Source organism: Nocardioidaceae bacterium (assembly GCA_018672315.1).
Classification (GTDB): Bacteria; Actinomycetota; Actinomycetes; order Propionibacteriales; family Nocardioidaceae; genus TYQ2.
On sequence record CP076053.1, the window covers coordinates 3,231,978 to 3,251,790 of the forward strand.

Below are 19,813 nucleotides of genomic sequence, written 5' to 3' on the forward strand. Positions count from 1 at the left end.
GCGGTGTGCGCGCCGACCGGCGTCGTCGCCGTCAGCCACCGAGCTTGCTCGCGGTCGGCGTCGCCGTCAGTGCAGCCGGGTCCTGGGCGGCGGGGTACTCGCGCTCGTCACCGAGGAGCTGCGTACGCACCACGGCCAGGCGCGGGCCGCGCTGCACGACGGTGACCCGCTCGGTGCGGGCCTCCTCGGGGCTGGAGGAGTTGATGCGGGCGGCGTACCAGTAGGCGGTCGCGTCCGGCACCTGCACCTTCGTCCAGCGGGACACCTCGGCGTCGATGCCGCTCTGGGAGGTCTGGCAGTCCTCCGCCCAGGACTCGAAGACCGACAGTGCCTGACGGGCCTGCTTGGCGTCGGGGAAGGTCGCCACCGCCTGGCCGGCGGTGTCGCCGTCGGCGCCCGGGACGGCGGCGTCGAAGCGGCGTACGACGACCCCGGTGGCGCCGATGTCGGAGAAGCTGAAGCGCTGGCACACCGTGAAGGGCCCGCGATCACGAGGGACGGTCTCGAACTCGCTCCAGGCCCAGTCGTCGCCGAAGCCCGGGAGCTCACCGGCGTCGAGGAGGCGGCCGTAGCGACCGCCGGTCGGCGTGGGAGCGCCGGGGGCGGGGGCGACCCCTTCCTGACCCTCCTGGCCGGCGGCGGGTTCCTCGCCGGACCCGGTCCCGGGATCGCTCGCCGGGGACGGGCTCGGGGTGTCCTCGCTCGCAGCGTCGGTGGGCGTGGCCGTCGCGTCGGCCGAGGGCGAGGGGCTCGGGGTCTCGCTCGCGGAGGAGGTCGGGGAGGCCGTACCCGAGGCGTTCTGCGGCTCCTCGGTGTCGCTCCCGCAGGCCGAGAGCGGCAGCAGGACGGCGAGGGCGGCGACGGCGGCGCGCGCGGCGGGGGCGCGGTGACGGGTGCGGATCATGGCTCCAGGCTAGGCAGCGCGAGGACGCGGGCGGGTCACGACACGGCGTCGGGGCCGTTGCGCTCAGGTGGCCTCTGCGGGGCCGGGGTTCTCCGCGGTGGCCTCGGTCGCGAGCCGTGTCGCCACGACCTCGGGAGCTCGCAGCACGGCGTCGACGAGGGCGTCGACGCACATCTCCACCTGCCAGGTGCGACTGCCGAGCTCGACCAGTCGTGACGTCAGCGCAGCGCGCACGTCGTCCTCGTCGCGGGTGGCGGGAGGCTGCCACATCGCGCGGCGCAGGTGGTCGGGGGCGAGGAGGTTCTCGACCGGAAGGTCGTGCGCCTCGGCGATCTCGCCGACGGCGGCGCGGGCGAGGGTGAGCCGCTCGGCGGCCTCGGGGTCGCGCTCGGCCCAGGCGCGCGGAGGCGGAGGTCCGGTGCTCGCGGCCCGGCGGGCCGGCAGGTCGTCCTCGGCCAGCTCCAGGGCCTCGTTGATCGCCGCGACCCAGGTGCGGGCGTACCGCTGGGCCCCACGACCCCGGAACCCCGGCACCGCGAGCAGGTCGGGGACTGACGTCGGCGCCGCGGAGGCGGCGGCGACGAGGGCGCTGTCGGGCAGCAGGCGGCCGGGCGTCGTGTCGCGCTGGCGGGCGAGGTCGTCGCGGGCCTGCCACAGCGACCTGACCAGCGCCAGCCCGCGGCGCCCGCCGCGCACCTTGTGGCTGCCCGACGTACGCCGCCACGGCTCGGCGCGGACGGCCGGGGTGAAGTCCAGCAGAGAGGCGAACTCCTCACGTGCCCACTCGGTCTTGCCCTGCTCGGCGAGCATCGTCGTCATCGCCTCGCGGAGCTCGATGAGCGCCTCGACGTCGAGCGCGGCGTACTCCAGCCAGGGCTCGGGCAGCGGACGCTTCGACCAGTCCTGGGCGGAGTGCTCCTTGCGCAGCCGCCGACCCAGGAGCTGCTCGACCATGGTGCCGAGCGCGACACGCGGGAAGCCGAGCAGGCGACCACCGAGCTCGGTGTCGAAGAGCGCGCGGGGCTGCAGCCCGATCTCGCGCAGGCAGGCGAGGTCCTGGGTGGCGGCGTGCAGGATCCACTCGGCGTCGCCGATCGCCTCGTCGAGCGCGCTCAGGTCGCCGCCGTCGGCGGTGAGCGGAATGGGGTCGACCAGGTGGGTGCCGGCACCCTCGCGACGCAGCTGCACCAGGTAGGCGCGTTGGGAGTAGCGGTAGCCGGACGCACGCTCGGCGTCGATCGCCACCGGCCCGGTGCCGGCGGCGATGGCCGCGACCGTCTCGGCGTACGCCTCGGGCGTGTCCACCACGGCCGGCAGACCGTCGCGCAGGGTCAGCAGCGGGACCTCGGGCTGCTCGGGCTGCTCCGGCTGCTCCGGGGGGTCGGAGGTCATCAGACCGAGCCGCGCTGCCCGCGTCGGCTCGGCATCACCGCGACGCCCGCCGGGACGGGCTCCAGGCCTGCGACCTGGCAGAGCAGCGTGGCCCAGGCCTCGACGTGACCGGCGACGTCGTCGCAGGGTGTCCAGGAGGCGCGGATCTCCAGCTGCGCGGTGGGGGCCTCCTCGGCCATGCCGCCGAAGCTCTCGGTGGAGACGACCGTGACGGTGCCCGAGGGGTTCGCCGCGGTGGCCCGGTGCTCGGTGAGGGCCTCGTCGATCCAGGACCAGGCCACCTCGCCGACCAGGGGGTCCTGTGCCTGCTCCCGGTCGATCTCGGCGCGGGCGTACACGACGCACCGGAAGGTGCCGCCCCACGCGTCGTTGCCGGCGGGGTCGTGCAGCAGCACGATGCGGCCCGTGGCGAGGTCCTCGCCCCTGACGGTGACGTCGGCCGAAAGCGCCGAGGCGTACGGAGCGATGCGCTGCGGCGCCGGCATCGGCTCGACGAGCACATCGGGCCGCACGGCGGCCGCCTTCATGCGCTCCACGGCCTCGCGGAACTCCTCGGGCCATGCGGAGGGATCCACGCGGCTGCCCTGACCTGCCGACATGTTGTGCAGGTTATGCCGCCCGTGCGCCGATCGTCCGCCGGGACACGCCCGGGGACGGGTCTCGGGGTGCCTGCGAGGATGTGGCCGTGCCTGCTGCCGCCTCCGTCGACACCGCCGTCCGCGACTCCGCCTTCCTGCGCGCCGCCCGCGGGGAGGAGGTGCCGCACACGCCGGTGTGGTTCATGCGCCAGGCGGGGCGGTCGCTGCCGGAGTACCTCGCGATCCGTGAGGGCGTCGCGATGCTGGACGCCTGCATGCGGCCCGACATGGTCGTGGAGATCACCATGCAGCCGGTGCGGCGCCACGGCGTCGACGCCGCGATCTTCTTCTCCGACATCGTGCTGCCCCTCAAGGCGGTCGGGGTCGACCTCGACATCAAGCCCGGTGTGGGTCCGGTGGTCGCGGAGCCGGTGCGGACGCTCGCGGACGTCGAGCGCATCCCCGACCTGAGGCCCGAGCACGTGCACTTCATCACCGAGTCCGTGCAGGGTCTCGTCGGTGAGCTCGGCTCCACGCCGCTCATCGGGTTCGCCGGAGCACCGTTCACGGTCGCGTCCTACCTCGTCGAGGGCGGTCCGTCGAAGGAGCACGCCAAGACCAAGGCCATGATGTTCGGCGCGCCCGAGGTGTGGGCGGCGTTGATGGACAAGATCGCGGGGATCGCCGCGGCGTACCTGCGGGTCCAGGTCGAGGCCGGCGCCTCGGCGGTGCAGCTCTTCGACTCCTGGGCGGGGGCGGTGTCACCGGCCGACTACCAGCGCTTCGTGATGCCGAGCTCGGCGCGGGTGCTGGCCGAGGTCGCCGACCTCGGGGTCCCGCGGATCCACTTCGGCGTCGGCACCGGTGAGCTGCTCGCACTGATGGGGGAGGCGGGCGCCGACGTCGTCGGTGTCGACTGGCGCGTGCCGTTCGAGGAGGGCGTACGCCGTGTCGGCGGTCGCGTGGTGCAGGGCAACCTGGACCCGACCCTGGTCTTCGCGCCCACCGAGGTGATGACCGCGCGGGCCGACGAGATCATCGCGGCGGGCCAGGCCGCGCCGGGCCACATCTTCAACCTCGGTCACGGCGTGATCCCTTCCACCGACCCCGACCAGCTCACGAAGCTGGTCGACCACGTGCACGAGACCACGCAGGCCTGAGGCCGGTCGTCGTGGCCGTCGACGCCGAGCGCGCCCGGAGGGATCTGTTCCCCGACCAACGCTTCCACGTCAACGACGAGCGCGTACGCCATGGCGACGTCGTCTACTACGTACGCCAGGTGCGCGACGAGACGAGCCTGACGTCGGGGAACGTCGCGTGGTGGTCGGCCGATCCGATCGCGCTCGTCTTCCTCCCGTTCGCGTTCCTGCTCTGGTCGTGGCGACGGGTACGCCGAGCGAGGGCCGCCCGCGACGATCAGTGGGTCGTGGGGATCGTGGCGCTGCCGGCTGCCGACACGTTCCAAGCCTGGTCGGGCCCGCGGGTGACGCACACCGAACGCGTCGAGGGCGAAGAAGCCTCACGGCGACGCATCGACGAGCTCGTCGAGCAGATCCGATCCGGGCAGCGGGACTTCCGTCCGCGGTGAGGCCACCGGCGGTCGCCGTCGCCGGTCAGGTCGACGTCGGCTGCTCGGGCTCCTCGAGGAGAGGCTGGATGGGGACCAGTCCTTGCTTGCGCAGGTGGCGCAGGGCGAGCGAGGCGGTCGCCAGCTTCGTCCGCGTCTCCCGGACGCTCGGGGCCCGACCGTCGGAGAACCGCTCGAGGTGGGCGACCTTGCGCGACAGCGCCATCTCGAGCTCCAGCAGACCGCTGACCGTGCCGGGGTCCTGCTCGATGCCCTGACGGTGCCTCACCAGCGCGGCGGAGAGTGTCTGCAGCACGACGCCCTCGACCGCCTCCGGGGTGGCGTCGGCTCGGGCCAGTGCCGCGGACGTGGTGCCGGCGCCGGCGCCGGTGAGGGCCATGACGGTCGCCAGTCCGCCGACCATGCCGCCCGGTCCGAACGCCGCGAGCGCTCCGACGACCGCGGCCCCGCCTGCCAGCCCGGCGGGTGCCGCGACGGCCAGGCCGATCGGGCCCAGGGCCAGGATGGCCACCCCGCCCCCGGCGAGGAGCCACCGGGTCGCCGAGGACTTCTTGGTGGTGAGCGCGGCGGCGGCCTCGCGGAGGGACTCGTACACGTCGATGCCGACCGAGGTGCCGAGCTCGAGCGCGGCCGTGAGGTCCTGCAGTGCCCCGCGGACGACGGCGCCCTCGACGCGGATCTCGTACGGGGCGACCAGGTTCGCCGTGCCCAGGGCGACCAGCAGGTCGATCGCGGCGTCGACGGAGAGGTCCGGGGACGGGTCGGGACGCTCACCGGCCTCGAGGCGCTGCAGCACCAGCGGGGCGTGCCGACCGGAGGCGGCGTACGGGGCCACGGCCTGGTGCGCCGCGTCGCGCTGGACGATCGCGAGCGCGTCGCGCCAGCGCTCCTGCTTGTCACCGGAGAGACGGTCTCCGATGAGATGTGCCGTCAGCATGCTGAGGAGCAGGGCGCGCTCGGCGTCGGTCGGCACCACGTCCGGGGAGCTGCCGGCGAGCACCAGCTCGCTGCCGGGGCTCCCGTGGAGCATCCGGCCGAGGGCCTCGCGGGCCGGCGGCGAGGTCAGGTAGGTGGCGGCGGAGTGGCGTACGCCCAGGTCGACGGGCACGTCGAGCGCCCAGCCGAAGATGCGGGACACCCCGCGTCGGCCGCAGATGACGTCGGCGGGGTTCCACACGTTGACCCACACCTCGACGGGCACGCGTCGCTCGGCCAGGTCGAACCGGTCGCTGCCGACGTGCAGGTCGCGACGCCCGGCGGGGGAGCCGATGGTCAGCAGCCCGTGCACGCGCACACCGCGGGGGAGGCGTGCGAGGACGTCGAGGGCGACCGCGCTCCCGAGGCTGTGCGCGACCACCACGAGGTCGCCCTCGGAGGGGATGTGCTCCAGCACCCGGGCGACGGTCGCTGCGCGGCGGGTGGGCTCGCCGAGGTAGGCGCGCACCTGGGGGAACCAGATGTTCGCGAGGTGGGCGGTGGTGTCGAAGCGCGGCTGCAGCCTGCCCCGCTGGTGGTGCCCGAGCAGCCTCTCGAACTCGTGGGTGCGCCGCTCCCGGAGCCGTCGGAAGCGCCCCCACTCGGTCGCGCCGAGCTTGAAGTCGGTGCGCGACGGGAGGGACGGCGCGTCCTCGAGCGGTCCGTCGCCGAGCAGCAGGTCGGCGTAGGAGGGGGCGATCACGGTGACGTCGTCGAGGCCGGGAAAGCCCGCGGCGCGGAGCCCTTCCTCGATCGCGTCGTGCCAGCCCTCGTAGGCCCCGGTCGGGCTGACGCCGTGCAGCAGCAGGAGGGTCGGCGGTCTCGCCGGGCCCTCCTCGACGACGCTCTCGACGGCCCTCGACTGCTCCACGTCGGACGAGTCTGGCAGGCCGGCGCGGAGAGGTGGGTCGTCCGGGCCGTCGCTCAGGCCGTCCGGCGTCGTCGCCACCAGAGCAGGGGCGCACCGAGCAGCGCGGCTGTCACGAGGAACGGCAGGGCGGTCGCGACGAGCACCACCAGGGACCGGGTGGCGTCACCGAAGGCGTCCCATCCCGTGACCAGGCCGGCCTGCACGGGGCTGCGGTCGGTCTCCTCCCGCGAGGGCGCCGCTCGCTGCAGGTCCACGCGGATGGTCGCCGACGACGTCTTCTGCGCCAGCGACTCCTGCCGAGCCTGCAGAGCCTCCAGCGCGGCCTGGCGGCGCACGAGCTGATTCTCGACGCGGATCACCTCGCCGATGGTGTCGGCACGGTCGAGCAGGTCCTCCATGCGACGCACCGCCGCGGCCTGGGTGCGGACGCGGGCGGCGACGTCGACGACCTCCTCGGTGACGTCGGTGGCATCGGAGCTGCGGCTCGTCGTGCGTGCGAGACCGGCGAAGGCGTCCATGGCGTCCGCGAAGGACTCCGTCGGCACCTCGGCCACCAGCAGCACGCGCCGCAGGCGGCCCTGTCGGTCGCCCTCGGACTCCTCGGAGGCCACCTCGCCGCCGAGCGAGGCGATCTCCGTGACCAGGTCGGCCCGGACGCCCGGCACGTCGTCGGCGGTGAGGTCCAGTCTCCCGGTGCGGATGATCGAGCGGCCGTCACTGATGTCGCCCGGCTCGACCGCGGACGCGCGGTTCACCGGGACACGCGCGGTGCTGTCGTACGCCGTCTCGGCGGTGCCGGCGAGGGACTCGCCGGCACCGAAGGACCGTTGCGAGGAGATGCCGTCGTCCATCGACGCGGTCGAGGGCGCTCCGGCGACCCCGGCCGGTGTCTCGGCGCCACCGCTGCAGGCACCGAGGGCGAAGGCTCCGGCGGCCACGAGGGCCGCGTACGCGAGAGCTGGACGGGAGCCCGGACGGCGGCCCGGGCGGGGCGTGGTGGTGGCGGTCATGGTGCTGGGACGCGCCAGGGCCGGCCGCGGTTCCCCGACCGTGTGTCGGCCGCACCGTGTTGGCAGAGTGGCACCCATGTCCTCGAGTGATGAGACCCGCTCCCTGCCGGTCCAGCCGCCTGACACCCAGCTCGAGCCGCCGGCGGACGCCGCACAGGCCGACGTGGCGGTGATCGGGGGCAGCGGCTTCTACTCCTTCCTGGAGGAGCCGCGACACGTCGCGGTGAGCACGCCGTACGGGGACCCCAGCGCGGAGATCGCGCTGGGCACGGTGGCGGGACGGCGCGTGGCGTTCCTGCCGAGGCACGGGACGGGTCACGCGTACCCCCCGACCCAGATCAACTACCGCGCCAACCTGTGGGCGCTGCGCTCGCTCGGGGTGCGCCAGGTGATCGCACCGTGTGCCGTCGGCGGGCTGCGTGGCGGTGCGGACGGTGTCGCACCCGGCGACCTCGTGGTGCCGGACCAGCTGGTCGACCGGACGTACGCCCGGGTGCAGTCCTACGTCGAGCGCGGGGCGGTGCACCTGCCGTTCGCGGACCCGTACTGTCCCCGGCTCTCGCCCGCCCTCGCCGCCGAGGAGTCCGTGACGCTCGGCGGCACGATGGTGGTGATCGAGGGGCCGCGGTTCTCCACCAGGGCGGAGTCGCGGTCGTACGCGGCCGCGGGGTGGAACCTCGTCAACATGACCGGGCACCCCGAAGCCGTCCTCGCCCGCGAGATGCGCATGTGCTACGCCGCGATCGCGCTGGTGACCGACATGGACGCCGGGGTCGAGTCCGGCGAGGGTGTCGGCCAGGAGGAGGTGTTCGCCCTGTTCGCGAAGAACATCGACCGGCTGAAGACCTTGATCGCCGGCGTGATCGCGGACCTGCCGGACCCGGCCGGCTGCAGCTGCGCGTCCTGGGCGGACGGGATGGAGCTGACGTACGAGATCCCGGGTGCGGCGTCGGGGGCGACACGGTGAAGGTGCTGCTGACCGGCGCGGCCGGGTTCATCGGCGCCGAGATCGCGCGGCAGCTGACCGAGCGCGGTGACGAGGTCGTGGCGATCGACCTGATGCTGCCGATGGCGCACGGGTCGGCGGCGCCGCCCGAGGGTGTCAAGCAGCTCGATGTCCGCGACGCCGCCGAGTCGATGCGGTGGGCCGAGCTGCTCTCCGGCGTCGACGTGGTGTGCCACCAGTCCGCGGTGGTGGGCGCGGGGGTGAAGGTCGCGGACCTGCCGGCGTACGCCTCGCACAACGACCTCGGCACCGCCGCCCTGCTGGCGGCGATGCACGAGGCGGACGTCGACCGTCTGGTGCTCGCGTCGTCGATGGTCGTCTACGGAGAGGGCCGCTACGAGTGTCCTGAGCACGGGGAGCAGCCTGCGCGGCCGCGCGCCGTCCCCGACCTCGACGCCGGACGCTTCGACAACCCCTGCCCGATCTGTGGTGAGCCGATGGGGTGGGCGCTCGTGGACGAGTCGGCCCGGTTCGACCCTCGGGGTTCGTACGCCGCCTCGAAGGTCGCCCAGGAGCACTACACGAGCGCGTGGGTCAGGCAGGCCGAGGCCGCGGCGGTCGCCTTGCGGTACCACAACGTGTACGGCCCCGGGATGCCCAAGGACACGCCCTACAGCGGGGTCGCCGCGATGTTCCGGTCGTCGCTGGAACGGGACGAGCCACCGACCGTGTACGAGGACGGAGCGCAGGTGCGCGACTTCGTGCACGTCTCCGATGTCGCGCGGGCGAACGTGGTGAGCATCGACGCGGTCGTCGGCATGCCGACGGGCGCGGCGGAGGCGTACGCGGCGTACAACGTCGCCTCGGGCCATCCGATCTCGATCAAGGAGGTCGCCGAGATGGTCGCAGCCGGGACGGGCCGCGACATCGCTCCGGAGGTGACGGGCGGGTACCGGTCAGCAGACGTGCGGCACGTCGTGGCCTCACCGGAGAAGGCGCGTCGCGAGCTGGGATTCTCGGCCGAGGTGCTGCCTGCCGAGGGGCTAGCGGCCTTCGCCACGGCGCCGCTGCGAGCCTGACCCCGGCAGGGTCCGAGCCGGGGAACGGAACCGGTCGAGAAGCTGATGCGTCCCATGGTCATGACGGGTCGACGCACGGCGCAGGGAATCAGTGCTGTGGTGCTGGGGGTCGGACTGATGGCCGTTCCCGCCTGGCCCGCGGCGGCTTCGTGCGCAGGCCCGCCGGAGCCCGCTCGCGCCGAGAAGGCATTCGTGGGTCGCGTCGTCGAGACCGACGGTCCGTACGCCCGCTTCCGGGTGCTCGGTCAGGCGTCGACGGGGCCGGCATTGGCGCCGGAGGTGTGGGTGCTGACGGGGACCCCGACGGCGGGCTGGCCGTCGAGCCTGCTCGGCGGCGATGTCTCCAGCTCCGTCGACCTGAGCGTGGTGCCAGGCGCCAGATATGCGATCGGGGCGTACGGCTCGCGCACCCACCTGGCGACAGGCACGTGCTCGAGTTTCCGTCTCGATGATGACGAGAAACCGCCTCCCGCGCTGCTGACACGCCAACCCGTCTCGTCAGGCTTGGTGGGTCAGGGACCCCCGGTCGATCAGTGGGTCTACACCGCACCGGTGGTGGCACTGCTGGTGCTTCTCGGGTGGGCGGTCGTGAGGACGGCTCGCCGACGGCAGTGAGAACGGCCGCGTCGGGGCAGCGTCAGATCGGTGGCGCGGGTGGCCCGAGGTCGTCGATATCTCCGTCGGGTCCACGGCGGTAGGTGTGTCCGGTGGGTGAGCGCCACTCGTACGTCGCGGACGTGGGTGGTCCGGTGCGTCGGTAGGTCCAGCCGCTGTGGGTCTTGAGGCGGTGGTGGAAGCGGCAGAGCGCGGCGAGGTTGTCGGTGCACGTCTGAGGCATGTCGTGCGGGTCGGGGTCCTGGCCGCCGGGGTCCGGTGGTCGCCACCTGTCGATGTGGTCGAGGTCGGCTGCGCGGGCGGGGCGGTGGCAGTGCGGGAACACACACGTGCGGTCGCGCAGGATCACCTGTTCGCGGAGCCGGGGCCCGGGGGTGTACCCGTTGCTCGTGCGTTCTTCGGTGAGGTCGAGGACGGGCCGGATGGTCAGGCGGGTCTGTCCGGCGGTGGGGCCGGTGTCGGTCAGGGCGGCGTGGGCCCAGGCCCGGACGGTGGCTTCGTCGACCAGGCGTACGGGGCCGGACTCGATGGTCGCCAACCCGGCTGCGTGCATGAGCCCATCGGTGCTGCGGGTGAGGGCGGCGGCGGAGAGGTGGACGTGGAGCACGAGCTCGCGGGTTGCGCGGGTGCGGTGCTCGCGGTCGATGATCCGCTCGGCACCGTCGGTCGACCTCTCCGCGGTATCGGCGTCGCTGGTGTCGTAGGGGAGGACGAGTTCGCCGCGGGCGAGGACCCCCAGGGCCTAGGCGCGGAGGCACCCGTCGCTCGTGTGAGCGGGTGCGGTGGCTGCGAGGCGGGTGGCGATGAGGTCCAGGGAGGTGTCGAGGTCGGCGGCGTCGAGGGCATCGATGCGCCCGTCGACCCACGCCAGCCCGGCGAGGTCTTCGGCGGTGGGTGACCCGGACCGGTTCTGCACCGGAAGCGCGATCCGCACGTGCTGCTGGTTCCGCAGCTTTGCGGCCGCCTCGGACAGTGCGCGGGTCTGTTCGCGCAGACGCTCGTGCACCGTGGTCGCGTCGGTCAGCGCCAGCGCCTCGAGACCGCCGGCCTCACGGACAAGCTCCGCCTCGGCCTGCTGCACGCGCAGCAGGCCGGTGAGGGTGCGGTCCAGCGCCGGCACCCCGAGCCGGTGCGCCTTGAGAGCGAGCCACCGGTCCGCGGCACCAGCCCGGTCAAGGTCGAGGACGGTGGTGCGGGTGGCGATGCGTCGGGCCCGCCACAACGGCAGATCCAATGCCTCCACCCGTGCCCACGTGGCGGGGAGGCGGTGGCGCAGCTCGAGGAGGTCCGAGGCCAGGATCCGGGCGGAGTCGGTCGTCGTTCCGAGCGCGGCACCGAGGTCGGCCACACAGAACTCGGCGATCATCAGGGTCCCGGGCCCACCGAGGAGCAGGGCACGGTCGCCGTGGAGCGCGCCACCGGTGTCCGGGCCGTGACCGGCGGCATCATGGATCGACTCCGCCGGGTGAGCGTCGAGCCAGGCCAGCACCGCCCTGGCGCGGGCCACCTCTCCAGCACGAGCTGCCCGGTCACCGGCGCGCACGGCCGCGAGCAGATCGGCGGGCGTGCCCGATCCGCCTGATCCCTCGGCGCTGTCGTGGGTGCTGGTCACGAGCATGAATCTAGGTGCGACCACCGACAGTTCTTCGAACGCGTGTTCGAATGATGAGACGGTCTGTGGATCGGTTTTAAAGGGTCATGGGTCACCGGGTCTCGCGGCTCGGCTGGCGCCTCGCACCTCGACCACCGGGTTGCCGGAGTCTCACACCTCGCCATCGGCGTGAGACGGCACCACGACGGCCGGCCGCCGGCTACCAGTGCGTGTCGAGCAGGTGGTTCAGCAGCAGCGCCACGGTCACCTGCAGCCCCAGCAACCGCGTCCACCACCACCTCGGCACGTGGGCGGCCGCCAGCAGCATCCACGGCATGAAGGGCAACCAGATGCGTTCGACCTCCGACAGGCTCATCAGCGACAGGTCCGCGACGAGCACGCAGGCGAGACCGCCGAGTGGGAGCAGCACGGCGGCCCTCGTACGCACCTGAGCATCGGCCAGCGGACCGCCAACGACGACAGCGAGGTCGGACCCGTCGTCCAACAGATCCGCCCACCGTCCCCGGGACCGACGTCGCGACCGGAGCACCACGACCAGCACCGCCAGTGCCGCTGCGAGCGCAGGACCGGCCGACAGGAGCAGCGCGCCGCCGTTGCCCCACACCCAGTACGCGGGCGGGCGCATCCCGGCAATGCCGTTCCAGTAGCGGTCCTCGAGCGCGAAGTACGCGGGGAAGAAGTGCCATCCGAACGGCGCCAGCACCAGCAGCGTCGGCACGCACGCGGCCAGGGCAGCGAGGGGTAGGGGCCACCACGAGCGCACCGCGAGCAGCACCGCGAGCGCCACGAGTCCGAGAAGGACGGCCCCGTACGACATCATCACGGCCGACCCGAGCACCAGCCCCGCCGCGAGCGACCACGCGACCGCGCGGAGCCCTCGCGATGTCGCCGCGTACGCCAGCAGCGCGATGCCCCAGGCCCCGACCGCCGTCACCATCGAGTCCGCGCTCACCCCGATGAAGACCGCCATCGGTGCGAGCACGAGGAACGGCGCGGCACGCCGCGCGTACGCCTCGCCTGCGAGCCGTCGCGCGGCGACGAGCACCGCGACGGGCGCCGTGGCGGAGACGGTGACCACGATCAGCCCGGAGAAGGGGGCGGGATCGAAGCCGAGGCGCTCCATCGCCACGAACAGCAGGAACAGGAAGGGCGGGTGGCCGGCGACGTTGGCGGCGAGCGTGTCGGGGTGGGCGAAGGGGATGCGATCGACCCACTGCTCGAGCAGCAGACCCACGTCCTCGGTACGCCGTGCCTCGCGGAAGTACTCGAACGGCTCTCCCAGCACCGATCCCAGCCCGGAGACGCCGTCGACCAGCGCCAGCGACACGATCCACAGCCAGCCCAGCCCGAAGACCGCGAGCAGCAGTCGACGCCAGCCGAGCTCGGCCGCGAGCCGGGGGCCGTGCAGCACACCGAGCACGGCGAGCACCACGGCCGGCACCGTGCCCGGACCGAGGTGCGGCGACCAGCGCGAGTGCAGCGGCTCGACGCCGTTCGGCCCGCCGAAGGGGTGGACGAGCCAGCCGAAGATCTCCGGCACCGACATGGTCAGCAGCACCAGCACCACGGCCACCACGAGCCCGACGCGCACGCCGTGGTCCAGGGACGCCGCCGCAGGACCGGACGCCGACCCGGCCACGGCCCCGCGGTCGGACGCGGAGTCGGTGGTCGGCACCCGGTCACCCTAGGTGTTCGGGTGCGGGCGGTGGCCGAGGCCGCGCGTGACCTGTCGGGGACGCGCCGCGCCGCCATCCGTCCGTGCGGGTCTGGTGCACCCTCTACGGTGGAGCCATGCCAGGGCTGTGCGATCTCGTCCTTCCCTGCAAGGACGAGGGTCCCGCCCTGCGCGGCCTCCTGCCGCGGGTCCCGGAGGTCTTCGACGTCATCGTGGTGGACAACGGCTCGGTGGACGACACCGCGAGCGTGGCCCTGGCCCACGGCGCCACGGTCGTGACCGAGCAGGTGTCCGGGTACGGCGCCGCCGTGCACGCAGGAGTGGAGGCCGCCGGGGCGGACTACCTCGCCGTCATGGACGGCGACGGGTCCTTCGACCCCGACGAGCTCCTCCCGATGCTCGACGACGTCGTCTCGGGGCGCGCCGACATGGCCGTAGGGCGCCGCCGACCGGTCGGGCGCGGCGTCTGGCCGTGGCACGCCCGCGCGGGCAACCGCCTGGTCGTCGCCATCCTGCGCCGCCGCAGCGGGTTCGCGGCCCACGACATCGCCCCGATGCGCGTGTGCCGCACCCAGGCACTCCTCGACCTCGGGGTCGAGGACCGGCGCTTCGGCTACCCCTTGGAGCTGCTCTCCCGCGCCCAGGACGCGGGCTGGCGCCTGGTCGAGCACGACGTCACCTACCACCCGCGGGCGGCCGGCACCCGGTCGAAGGTCTCCGGCTCGGTGCGTGGCACCGTCCGGGTCGCACGCGACTTCGCGAGGGTCCTGACGTGACCGAGTACCTCGTCATGGCCAAGGCGCCCGTGCCCGGCCGGGTCAAGACACGTCTCGGCGCGGACATCGGCGCGGAGGCGGCGGCCGACCTCGCCGCCCTCAGCCTGCTCGACGCGTTGGAGGCGGGAGCCGGCGCCTTCGGACCGCAGCACTGCCATCTCGCCCTCGAAGGCGACCTGCTGGAAGCCGTACGCTCCCGCGAGCTGCGCGAGGCGCTCCTGGACTGGACCGTGCGACCCCAGGTCGACGGCCAGCTGGGCGTACGCATCGCCGCGGCCCACCGCGACCTGGCCGAGGCCGGCGTCCGCGGCCCCGTGCTGCAGGTCGGCATGGACACCCCCCAGGTCGACGTCGACCGTCTGCACGAGCTCGCCCTCGCGCTGCTCGACCCTGCGGGGCCGGACGCTCTGCTCGGCGAGGCCACCGACGGCGGCTGGTGGGTGCTCGGCACGCGCGATCCCCGGGTGGCCGACGCGGTCGCGACGGTTCCCATGAGCACCCCCACGACGTACGCGGACACGCTCGCCGCGCTGGTCGGCAGCGGCGTCATCGTCGGGCCCTGCCGTGTGCTCACCGACGTCGACCACGTCGGCGACGCCGCCCGCGTCGCCGCGCAGGCACCCCACTCACGCTTCGGGCGCGCCTGGACGGCCCTCGCGGCGACGACGACCCGCGGCGACGCGGCCGCCGAGCTCCACCCGCCCGCGGAGGAGGCCCCGTGACGAGTCTCCAGGGGAGTACGCCGACCCCGGCGCGCCGCCGGCGCCGCTCCGCCGACCAGCTGCCCGACGACACCCGTACGGTCGAGTTCCACGAGGTCTTCGCCGCGGCGCTGGCGGGCGCCACCTGCAGCGTCATCGGCGACGCGGTGGGTGAGCAGCAGCTGCCCATGGCCCGGTGGGCCGGCGAGGCCGACGACTCCGACGACACGCTGCTGGCGCTCTGCGAGGGGCCGACGCTCGACGTCGGATGCGGTCCGGGGCGCATGGCCTCGCGGCTGGCCGAGCTCGGGCACGTCGTGCTCGGTGTCGACATCGTCGCCGCCGCGGTGCGCCGCACGCGCGACCGTGGCGTGTCCGCGATCCAGCGCGACCTCTTCGAGCGCCTCCCGGGCGAGGGTCGCTGGCAGACGGCGCTGCTGGCGGACGGCAACATCGGAATCGGCGGCGACCCCGTGACGTTGCTGGCACGCATGGTCGAGCTCGTCACCCCCGGCGGCCATGTGATCGTCGAGGCGGCCCCTCCGGGTGGCGGTCTCCAGGTGCACGAGGTGCGGCTCCAGGCCGGGCAGCTGCAGAGTTCGCCGTTCCCGTGGGCAGTCCTCGCGGTCGACCACGTCGAACACCTGGTGAGGGATCTCCCGCTCGAGCTGACGGAGATCCACCGGATCGGCCGCGGTGAGAACTCGCGCTGGGTGGCCGCCCTGACCAGGGAGGACGAGCAGTGAGCCAGATCGCCACACGCATCGACGAACGGGTCCCCACGCCCGAGTCCTTCACCTCCGACGTCCACAGTCCCGCTGTGACCGCGCGGGTCGGGTCCTGGCTCGGCATCGCCTTCACGATCTGCTTCGTCACCGGACTCGTGAGCCACTGGGCGTACGCGCCGAACCCCTGGATCCCCTTCCCGACCGCCCCGTCCTGGGGCTACCGCCTGAATCAGGGGCTGCACATCGCGTCCGGCTTCGTCAGCGTGCCGCTTCTCCTGGTCAAGCTCGGTGTCGTCTATCCCAAGCTGTTCCGCAGGCCCCCGCCGCTGCGCCGGGTCAAGGCCCTGGCCCTCGAGGTGGCCGAACGCCTCTCCATCGCCGTCCTGGTCGCCGCCGCGGTCTTCCAGGTCGCCATCGGCGTCCTCAACCAGGCCCAGCAGTACGTCTTCCCGTTCCCCTTCCGGTCCGTGCACTACGCGATGTCCTGGGTGCTCATCGGGGCACTCGTCGTGCACATCGCGGTGAAGCTTCCGACCATCAGCGCCGCACTCGGGTCACGACTGGAGTCCCGCGACCTCGATCCGGACCACCTGGAGTCCGGTTCCGGACTGTCGCGGAGAGGACTGCTGACCGTCACGGGCATCGCCGGCCTGGGCGCCCTGCTGACCACCGTCGGGCAGTCGCTGCCGGGCTTCAGGCAGGTCTCGGTGCTCGCCACGCGGTCCGGCACCGGCCCCCAGGGCGTGCCGATCAACGTCACCGCCGACCAGGCCCGCGTCATCGACGCGGCGCAGGACCCGTCGTACGCCCTGGAGATCGTCGTCGGAGACCGCACCGAGACCTTCACGCGGCAGCAGCTCCTGGACATGCCGCAGGTCACCGAGACCCTGCCGATCGCCTGCGTCGAGGGGTGGTCGGCCGACGGCACCTGGACCGGCCCCCGCGTGGCCGCGCTGCTGGACGCGGTCGACGCCCCCCGCGACGCCGACCTGCGCATCATCTCCCTGCAGGAGCGGGGCGCGTTCTCCCAGACCGTCATGCCGGCGAACTTCGCCCGCCACCCGAGCACGCTGCTCGCCCTGAAGCTCTACGGCGATGACCTCGTGCTCGACCACGGCTACCCCGCCCGTGTCATCGCGCCCAACAGGCCTGGCGTGATGCAGACGAAATGGGTCACCCGCATCGAGGTGATGACGTGAGCGCCGGGTTGGCCGTCCGCGGCGCCATCGGCACGATCGGCGTCCTGGTGGGGGTCTACGGCGCCGCCCTGATGCTGCAGCTCGCCGGCTCCACCCTCGTCGGCGTGGCGAAGTGGCTCGTGGCGGGAGTGATCCTGCACGACTTCGTGCTCGCGCCCCTGACCGTCGGCGCGTGGTGGCTCGCGCGCCGGTACCTGCCGGCGGTCGTCTCCGGCCCGCTCGCCGGCGGTGTGGTGGTGCTCGGATCGATCACGATCATGGCGATCCCGGTGCTCGTCCAGTGGCGCGTCGTGCCGTCCAACCCGTCGCTCCTCGACCGGGACTACTCCATGGGTCTCCTCATCGTCGCCGGCATCGTGGCCACGGGTGTCGTGGCCTGGGCCGCCGAGCTGTTCGTCCGCCGTCTGGGCAGCGGCACCGAGGAGTGACCGACCCCGGACCGGCCTGGCAACCGGCCGTGCGACCGGGCCCGCGACCGGTCGTGGCGGTGGTCGGAGGCGGCATCGCGGGCCTGTCCGCGGCTCGGCGGCTGCTGCTGGGACGGCCGGACCTGGACGTCGTGGTCCTCGATGCGGCCGACCGGGTCGGCGGCAAGCTCCGCCTCGCCGAGGTCGGCGGCGTCGAGGTCGACGTGGGCGCCGAGTCCTTGCTCTTCCGCCGACCCGAGGCGGTCGACCTCGCCCGTGAGGTCGGGCTCGGCGACGACCTCGAGCACCCGGCGACCTACGCCGCCCGCGTGTGGAGCCGCGGCGCCCGGCGCCCGCTGCCACGGTCGGTCATGGGTGTGCCCGGCGACCAGGCCTCGCTCGAGGAGTCCGGGCTGCTCTCCGCCGAGGGACTGCGCCGTGCCCTCGCCGAACCCGACCTGCCGGAGACCGACGTGGAGCGGCTGATCGCGGCGGGGGAGGACGTGGGCGTCGGCGAGCTCGTCGCCGCCCGCTTCGGCGACGAGGTGGTCGACCGGCTCCTCGAACCCCTCCTCGGCGGCGTGTACGCCGGTGAGGCCCGACGTCTCTCGCTGCGCGCCTGCACCCCTCAGGTGCTCGCCCTGACCGACCAGGGGACGTCGCTCACCGCGGCCGCTGCCTCGGTCCTCGCGGCGCCCGCGAGCCAGGTGCCGGTCTTCGCCGGGCTCCGCGGTGGCGTCGGCCGTCTCCCCGCCGCGCTCGCGGCGGACCTGCAGCGACGCGGCGCCACCGTGCGCACCGGGGTCACCGTGCGCGAGGTGACGCGGACGCCCAGCGGCTTCCGCCTCACCACGGGCCCCGCGCCCGCGCCGGAGCACCTCGACGTCGACGCCGTCGTCCTGGCGACGCCCGCGACACCGTCGAGCCGCCTGCTCGCGCACCTGCTGCCGTCCGCCGCGGGTGCCCTCGGCGGCATCGCGTACGCCTCCAGTGCCGTCGTGACCTTCGCGCTCGAGGCCGGCAGCGACGGCGCGGACGTGCCGCTCGAGGGCTCGGGTTTCCTCGTTCCTCCGGTGGAGGGTCGTCTCGTCAAGGCCGCGACCTTCTCCCGACGCAAGTGGTCCTGGGTGCACGAGGCCGGGGCCACCGCCGACCGGCCGGTCGCCCTGATCCGGGTCTCGGTGGGCAGGGTGGGGGAGGAGCATCACCTGCAGGTCGACGACGAGCAGCTCGTACGCCGCTGTCTCGTCGACCTCACCGCAGCTCTGGGCGCACCGCTGCCCGCTGTCGTCGACGCCCGCGTGACCCGGTGGGGCGGCGGCCTCCCGCAGTACGCGCCGGGTCACCTCGACCTGGTCGCCTCCGTCCGCGACCAGGTCGCGGGCGTGGCGGGACTGGCCGTGTGCGGCGCGGCGTACGACGGCGTGGGGGTGCCCGCCTGCATCGCCTCCGGCACGAGGGCCGCCGAGGCTCTCCTTGCCGACGCGGCACAATGGGCGACATGAGCGAGACCCCCGCCCCGACCTCGTCCGAGACCGCCGCGAGGCCGAGCGGCAAGCGGCCCGGACAGGGCAAGGCGGCCAAGGAGCTCAACGAGGTCATCCGCTACACCACCTGGTCGGTGTTCCGCCTCGCCGACCTCTACGGCGACGCCGCGCCCGACCTGCGCGAGGCCGAGGCTGCCGAGGTCACCGAGCTGGTCGAGAAGCTCGCGACCGAGGACGTCACCGTGCGCGGTGTCTACGACGTCGCCGGCCTGCGCGCGGACGCCGACGTCATGGTCTGGTGGCACTCCGGCTCCTCGGACGCGTTGCAGGAGGCCTACCACGCGCTGCGTCGCACCGCCTTCGGGCGGCGCCTGGAGCCGGTGTGGTCACAGATGGCGCTGCACCGCCCGGCGGAGTTCAACAAGTCGCACATCCCCGCCTTCCTCGCCGACGAGGAACCGCGCGCCTACGTCTGCGTCTACCCCTTCGTCCGCTCCTACGAGTGGTACCTGCTGCCCGACGCCGAGCGCCGGGAGATGCTCAAGGAGCACGGCATGCAGGCGCGGCCGTACCCGGACGTGCGGGCCAACACCGTGGCGTCCTTCGGGCTCGGCGACTACGAGTGGATGCTGGCCTTCGAGGCCGACGAGCTGCACCGCATCGTCGACCTGATGCGCGACCTGCGAGCCTCCTCCGCCCGTCGACACGTGCGCGAGGAGATCCCCTTCTACACGGGCCGACGCATCGAGGTCGGTCCGCTGCTCGCGCAGCTGCCCTGACGCCCGCGGGGCCTCGGAGAGCAGATCAACCCTCCACGAACGCCTCGTGGGGCTCGAGGGTCAACGAGATGGAGTTGATGCACCACCGCTGGTCGGTCGGGGTGTCGTACCCCTCGCCCTCGAAGACGTGGCCGAGGTGCGATCCGCAGGTCGCGCACAGCACCTCCGTACGCGTCCTCGCGCCGCCCAACGAGGAGTCCTCGCGCAGCTCCACGGCGTCCCCGGCGAGCGGGGTGAAGAACGACGGCCAGCCGCAGTGCGCGTCGAACTTCGCGGCCGAGGAGAACAGCTCCGCCGCGCACGCACGGCACCGGTAGACACCGCGCGTACGCGTCTCGACGTACTCGCCGACGAACGGCCGCTCGGTGCCGCCCTGCCGCAGCACGGCGTGCTCCTCGGCCGTCAGCTCGGCCCTCCATTGCGAATCGGATTTCCGGACGTCATAGGGCACGTTTCGACGCTACTGTGCGACGGAAGTCACTCAGGACGTC

Annotated in this window: 21 protein-coding genes; 12 read left to right on the plus strand and 9 right to left on the minus strand. The window is 73.5% G+C overall.

Annotated features, from left to right (window positions below; translation table 11 throughout):
• Positions 1–31 precede the first annotated feature (31 nt).
• The 3 genes from KLP28_15490 to KLP28_15500 form a co-directional block, all read right to left on the minus strand.
• Positions 32–904, minus strand: a complete 873-nt coding sequence (locus KLP28_15490; GenBank protein QWC84928.1) for a hypothetical protein — start codon at positions 902–904, stop codon at positions 32–34.
• Positions 905–967: 63 nt separating this feature from the next.
• The gene (locus KLP28_15495; GenBank protein QWC84929.1) at positions 968–2,296 is read right to left on the minus strand and encodes an HRDC domain-containing protein; all 1,329 of its coding nucleotides are present in this window, start codon (positions 2,294–2,296) and stop codon (positions 968–970) included.
• Entirely contained in the window at positions 2,296–2,895 is a 600-nt protein-coding gene (locus KLP28_15500) for a DUF3000 domain-containing protein (protein QWC84930.1), read from the minus strand. Before KLP28_15500 ends, KLP28_15495 begins: the two co-directional genes overlap by 1 nt.
• On the opposite strand from KLP28_15500, the gene hemE reads away from it, so the two are divergent.
• Together hemE and KLP28_15510 are read left to right on the plus strand one after the other, a co-directional pair.
• The gene (gene hemE / locus KLP28_15505; GenBank protein ID QWC84931.1) at positions 2,856–4,034 is read left to right on the plus strand and encodes a uroporphyrinogen decarboxylase; all 1,179 of its coding nucleotides are present in this window, start codon (positions 2,856–2,858) and stop codon (positions 4,032–4,034) included. The two genes, KLP28_15500 and hemE, sit on opposite strands and share 40 nt — an antisense overlap.
• Positions 4,035–4,045: 11 nt before the next feature.
• Entirely contained in the window at positions 4,046–4,462 is a 417-nt protein-coding gene (locus KLP28_15510; protein QWC84932.1) for a hypothetical protein, read from the plus strand.
• 25 nt (positions 4,463–4,487) lie between these two features.
• On the opposite strand, the gene KLP28_15515 is transcribed toward KLP28_15510, so the two are convergent.
• Positions 4,488–6,308 carry a hypothetical protein gene (locus tag KLP28_15515; GenBank protein ID QWC84933.1) on the minus strand — a complete coding sequence of 607 codons (1,821 nt, stop codon included), beginning with the start codon at positions 6,306–6,308 and terminating at the stop codon, positions 4,488–4,490.
• A gap of 53 nt (positions 6,309–6,361) precedes the next feature.
• Positions 6,362–7,318 (minus strand): DUF4349 domain-containing protein, encoded by a 957-nt coding sequence (locus KLP28_15520; protein ID QWC84934.1) that lies wholly within the window; start codon positions 7,316–7,318, stop codon positions 6,362–6,364.
• A 76-nt stretch (positions 7,319–7,394) separates the two neighbouring features.
• Between KLP28_15520 and KLP28_15525 the strand changes: the two genes are divergently transcribed.
• The 3 genes from KLP28_15525 to KLP28_15535 all read left to right on the plus strand — a co-directional run bounded on the left by KLP28_15525 (position 7,395) and on the right by KLP28_15535 (position 9,958).
• Positions 7,395–8,285: an S-methyl-5'-thioadenosine phosphorylase gene (locus KLP28_15525; GenBank protein ID QWC84935.1), complete on the plus strand. Its 891-nt coding sequence runs from the start codon at positions 7,395–7,397 to the stop codon at positions 8,283–8,285.
• Complete coding sequence (locus tag KLP28_15530; GenBank protein ID QWC84936.1) at positions 8,282–9,343, plus strand: NAD-dependent epimerase/dehydratase family protein; 1,062 nt, start codon at positions 8,282–8,284, stop codon at positions 9,341–9,343. Before KLP28_15525 ends, KLP28_15530 begins: the two co-directional genes overlap by 4 nt.
• A 192-nt stretch (positions 9,344–9,535) precedes the next feature.
• On the plus strand, positions 9,536–9,958 hold the full coding sequence (locus tag KLP28_15535) for a hypothetical protein (protein QWC84937.1): 423 nt from the start codon (positions 9,536–9,538) through the stop codon (positions 9,956–9,958).
• 22 nt (positions 9,959–9,980) lie between these two features.
• Here the strand turns inward: KLP28_15535 and KLP28_15540 are convergent, their stop codons facing one another.
• The 3 genes from KLP28_15540 to KLP28_15550 form a co-directional block, all read right to left on the minus strand.
• Positions 9,981–10,388: an HNH endonuclease gene (locus KLP28_15540; protein ID QWC87025.1), complete on the minus strand. Its 408-nt coding sequence runs from the start codon at positions 10,386–10,388 to the stop codon at positions 9,981–9,983.
• 312 nt (positions 10,389–10,700) lie between these two features.
• A complete protein-coding gene (locus KLP28_15545) occupies positions 10,701–11,570 on the minus strand; it encodes a hypothetical protein (GenBank protein QWC84938.1) in 870 nt (289 codons plus the stop codon).
• A gap of 199 nt (positions 11,571–11,769) precedes the next feature.
• Positions 11,770–13,245, minus strand: a complete 1,476-nt coding sequence (locus KLP28_15550; GenBank protein QWC84939.1) for a hypothetical protein — start codon at positions 13,243–13,245, stop codon at positions 11,770–11,772.
• A gap of 116 nt (positions 13,246–13,361) precedes the next feature.
• Between KLP28_15550 and KLP28_15555 the strand changes: the two genes are divergently transcribed.
• Genes KLP28_15555 through KLP28_15585 form a run of 7 tightly spaced genes read left to right on the plus strand, consistent with a single transcriptional unit; the run spans position 13,362 to position 19,322 of the window.
• Positions 13,362–14,021 carry a glycosyltransferase family 2 protein gene (locus tag KLP28_15555; protein QWC84940.1) on the plus strand — a complete coding sequence of 220 codons (660 nt, stop codon included), beginning with the start codon at positions 13,362–13,364 and terminating at the stop codon, positions 14,019–14,021.
• Positions 14,018–14,743 carry a DUF2064 domain-containing protein gene (locus KLP28_15560; protein ID QWC84941.1) on the plus strand — a complete coding sequence of 242 codons (726 nt, stop codon included), beginning with the start codon at positions 14,018–14,020 and terminating at the stop codon, positions 14,741–14,743. The genes KLP28_15555 and KLP28_15560 overlap by 4 nt, the downstream gene beginning before the upstream one ends.
• The gene (locus tag KLP28_15565) at positions 14,740–15,468 is read left to right on the plus strand and encodes a methyltransferase domain-containing protein (GenBank protein ID QWC84942.1); all 729 of its coding nucleotides are present in this window, start codon (positions 14,740–14,742) and stop codon (positions 15,466–15,468) included. The genes KLP28_15560 and KLP28_15565 overlap by 4 nt, the downstream gene beginning before the upstream one ends.
• Complete coding sequence (locus KLP28_15570; GenBank protein ID QWC84943.1) at positions 15,465–16,649, plus strand: molybdopterin-dependent oxidoreductase; 1,185 nt, start codon at positions 15,465–15,467, stop codon at positions 16,647–16,649. Before KLP28_15565 ends, KLP28_15570 begins: the two co-directional genes overlap by 4 nt.
• Positions 16,646–17,077, plus strand: a complete 432-nt coding sequence (locus tag KLP28_15575; GenBank protein ID QWC84944.1) for a hypothetical protein — start codon at positions 16,646–16,648, stop codon at positions 17,075–17,077. Before KLP28_15570 ends, KLP28_15575 begins: the two co-directional genes overlap by 4 nt.
• 53 nt (positions 17,078–17,130) lie before the next feature.
• Positions 17,131–18,561, plus strand: coding sequence for a protoporphyrinogen oxidase (hemG, locus tag KLP28_15580; GenBank protein ID QWC84945.1), 1,431 nt, complete (start codon positions 17,131–17,133; stop codon positions 18,559–18,561).
• Positions 18,558–19,322, plus strand: coding sequence for a chlorite dismutase family protein (locus KLP28_15585; protein ID QWC84946.1), 765 nt, complete (start codon positions 18,558–18,560; stop codon positions 19,320–19,322). The genes hemG and KLP28_15585 overlap by 4 nt, the downstream gene beginning before the upstream one ends.
• Before the next feature lie 25 nt (positions 19,323–19,347).
• Here the strand turns inward: KLP28_15585 and msrB are convergent, their stop codons facing one another.
• On the minus strand, positions 19,348–19,773 hold the full coding sequence (msrB, locus tag KLP28_15590) for a peptide-methionine (R)-S-oxide reductase MsrB (protein QWC84947.1): 426 nt from the start codon (positions 19,771–19,773) through the stop codon (positions 19,348–19,350).
• Positions 19,774–19,813: the final 40 nt, after the last annotated feature.

Excerpts from the sequence above, each read along its gene's own strand:
- KLP28_15490 (QWC84928.1), bottom strand. The coding sequence starts at position 904 with ATGATCCGCACCCGTCACCGCGCCCCCGCCGCGCGCGCCGCCGTCGCC.
- KLP28_15495 (QWC84929.1), bottom strand. The coding sequence starts at position 2,296 with ATGACCTCCGACCCCCCGGAGCAGCCGGAGCAGCCCGAGCAGCCCGAG.
- hemE (QWC84931.1), top strand. The coding sequence starts at position 2,856 with ATGCGGAGGGATCCACGCGGCTGCCCTGACCTGCCGACATGTTGTGCA.
- KLP28_15500 (QWC84930.1), bottom strand. The coding sequence starts at position 2,895 with ATGTCGGCAGGTCAGGGCAGCCGCGTGGATCCCTCCGCATGGCCCGAG.
- KLP28_15520 (QWC84934.1), bottom strand. The coding sequence starts at position 7,318 with ATGACCGCCACCACCACGCCCCGCCCGGGCCGCCGTCCGGGCTCCCGT.
- KLP28_15525 (QWC84935.1), top strand. The coding sequence starts at position 7,395 with ATGTCCTCGAGTGATGAGACCCGCTCCCTGCCGGTCCAGCCGCCTGAC.
- KLP28_15555 (QWC84940.1), top strand. The coding sequence starts at position 13,362 with ATGCCAGGGCTGTGCGATCTCGTCCTTCCCTGCAAGGACGAGGGTCCC.
- KLP28_15585 (QWC84946.1), top strand. The coding sequence starts at position 18,558 with ATGAGCGAGACCCCCGCCCCGACCTCGTCCGAGACCGCCGCGAGGCCG.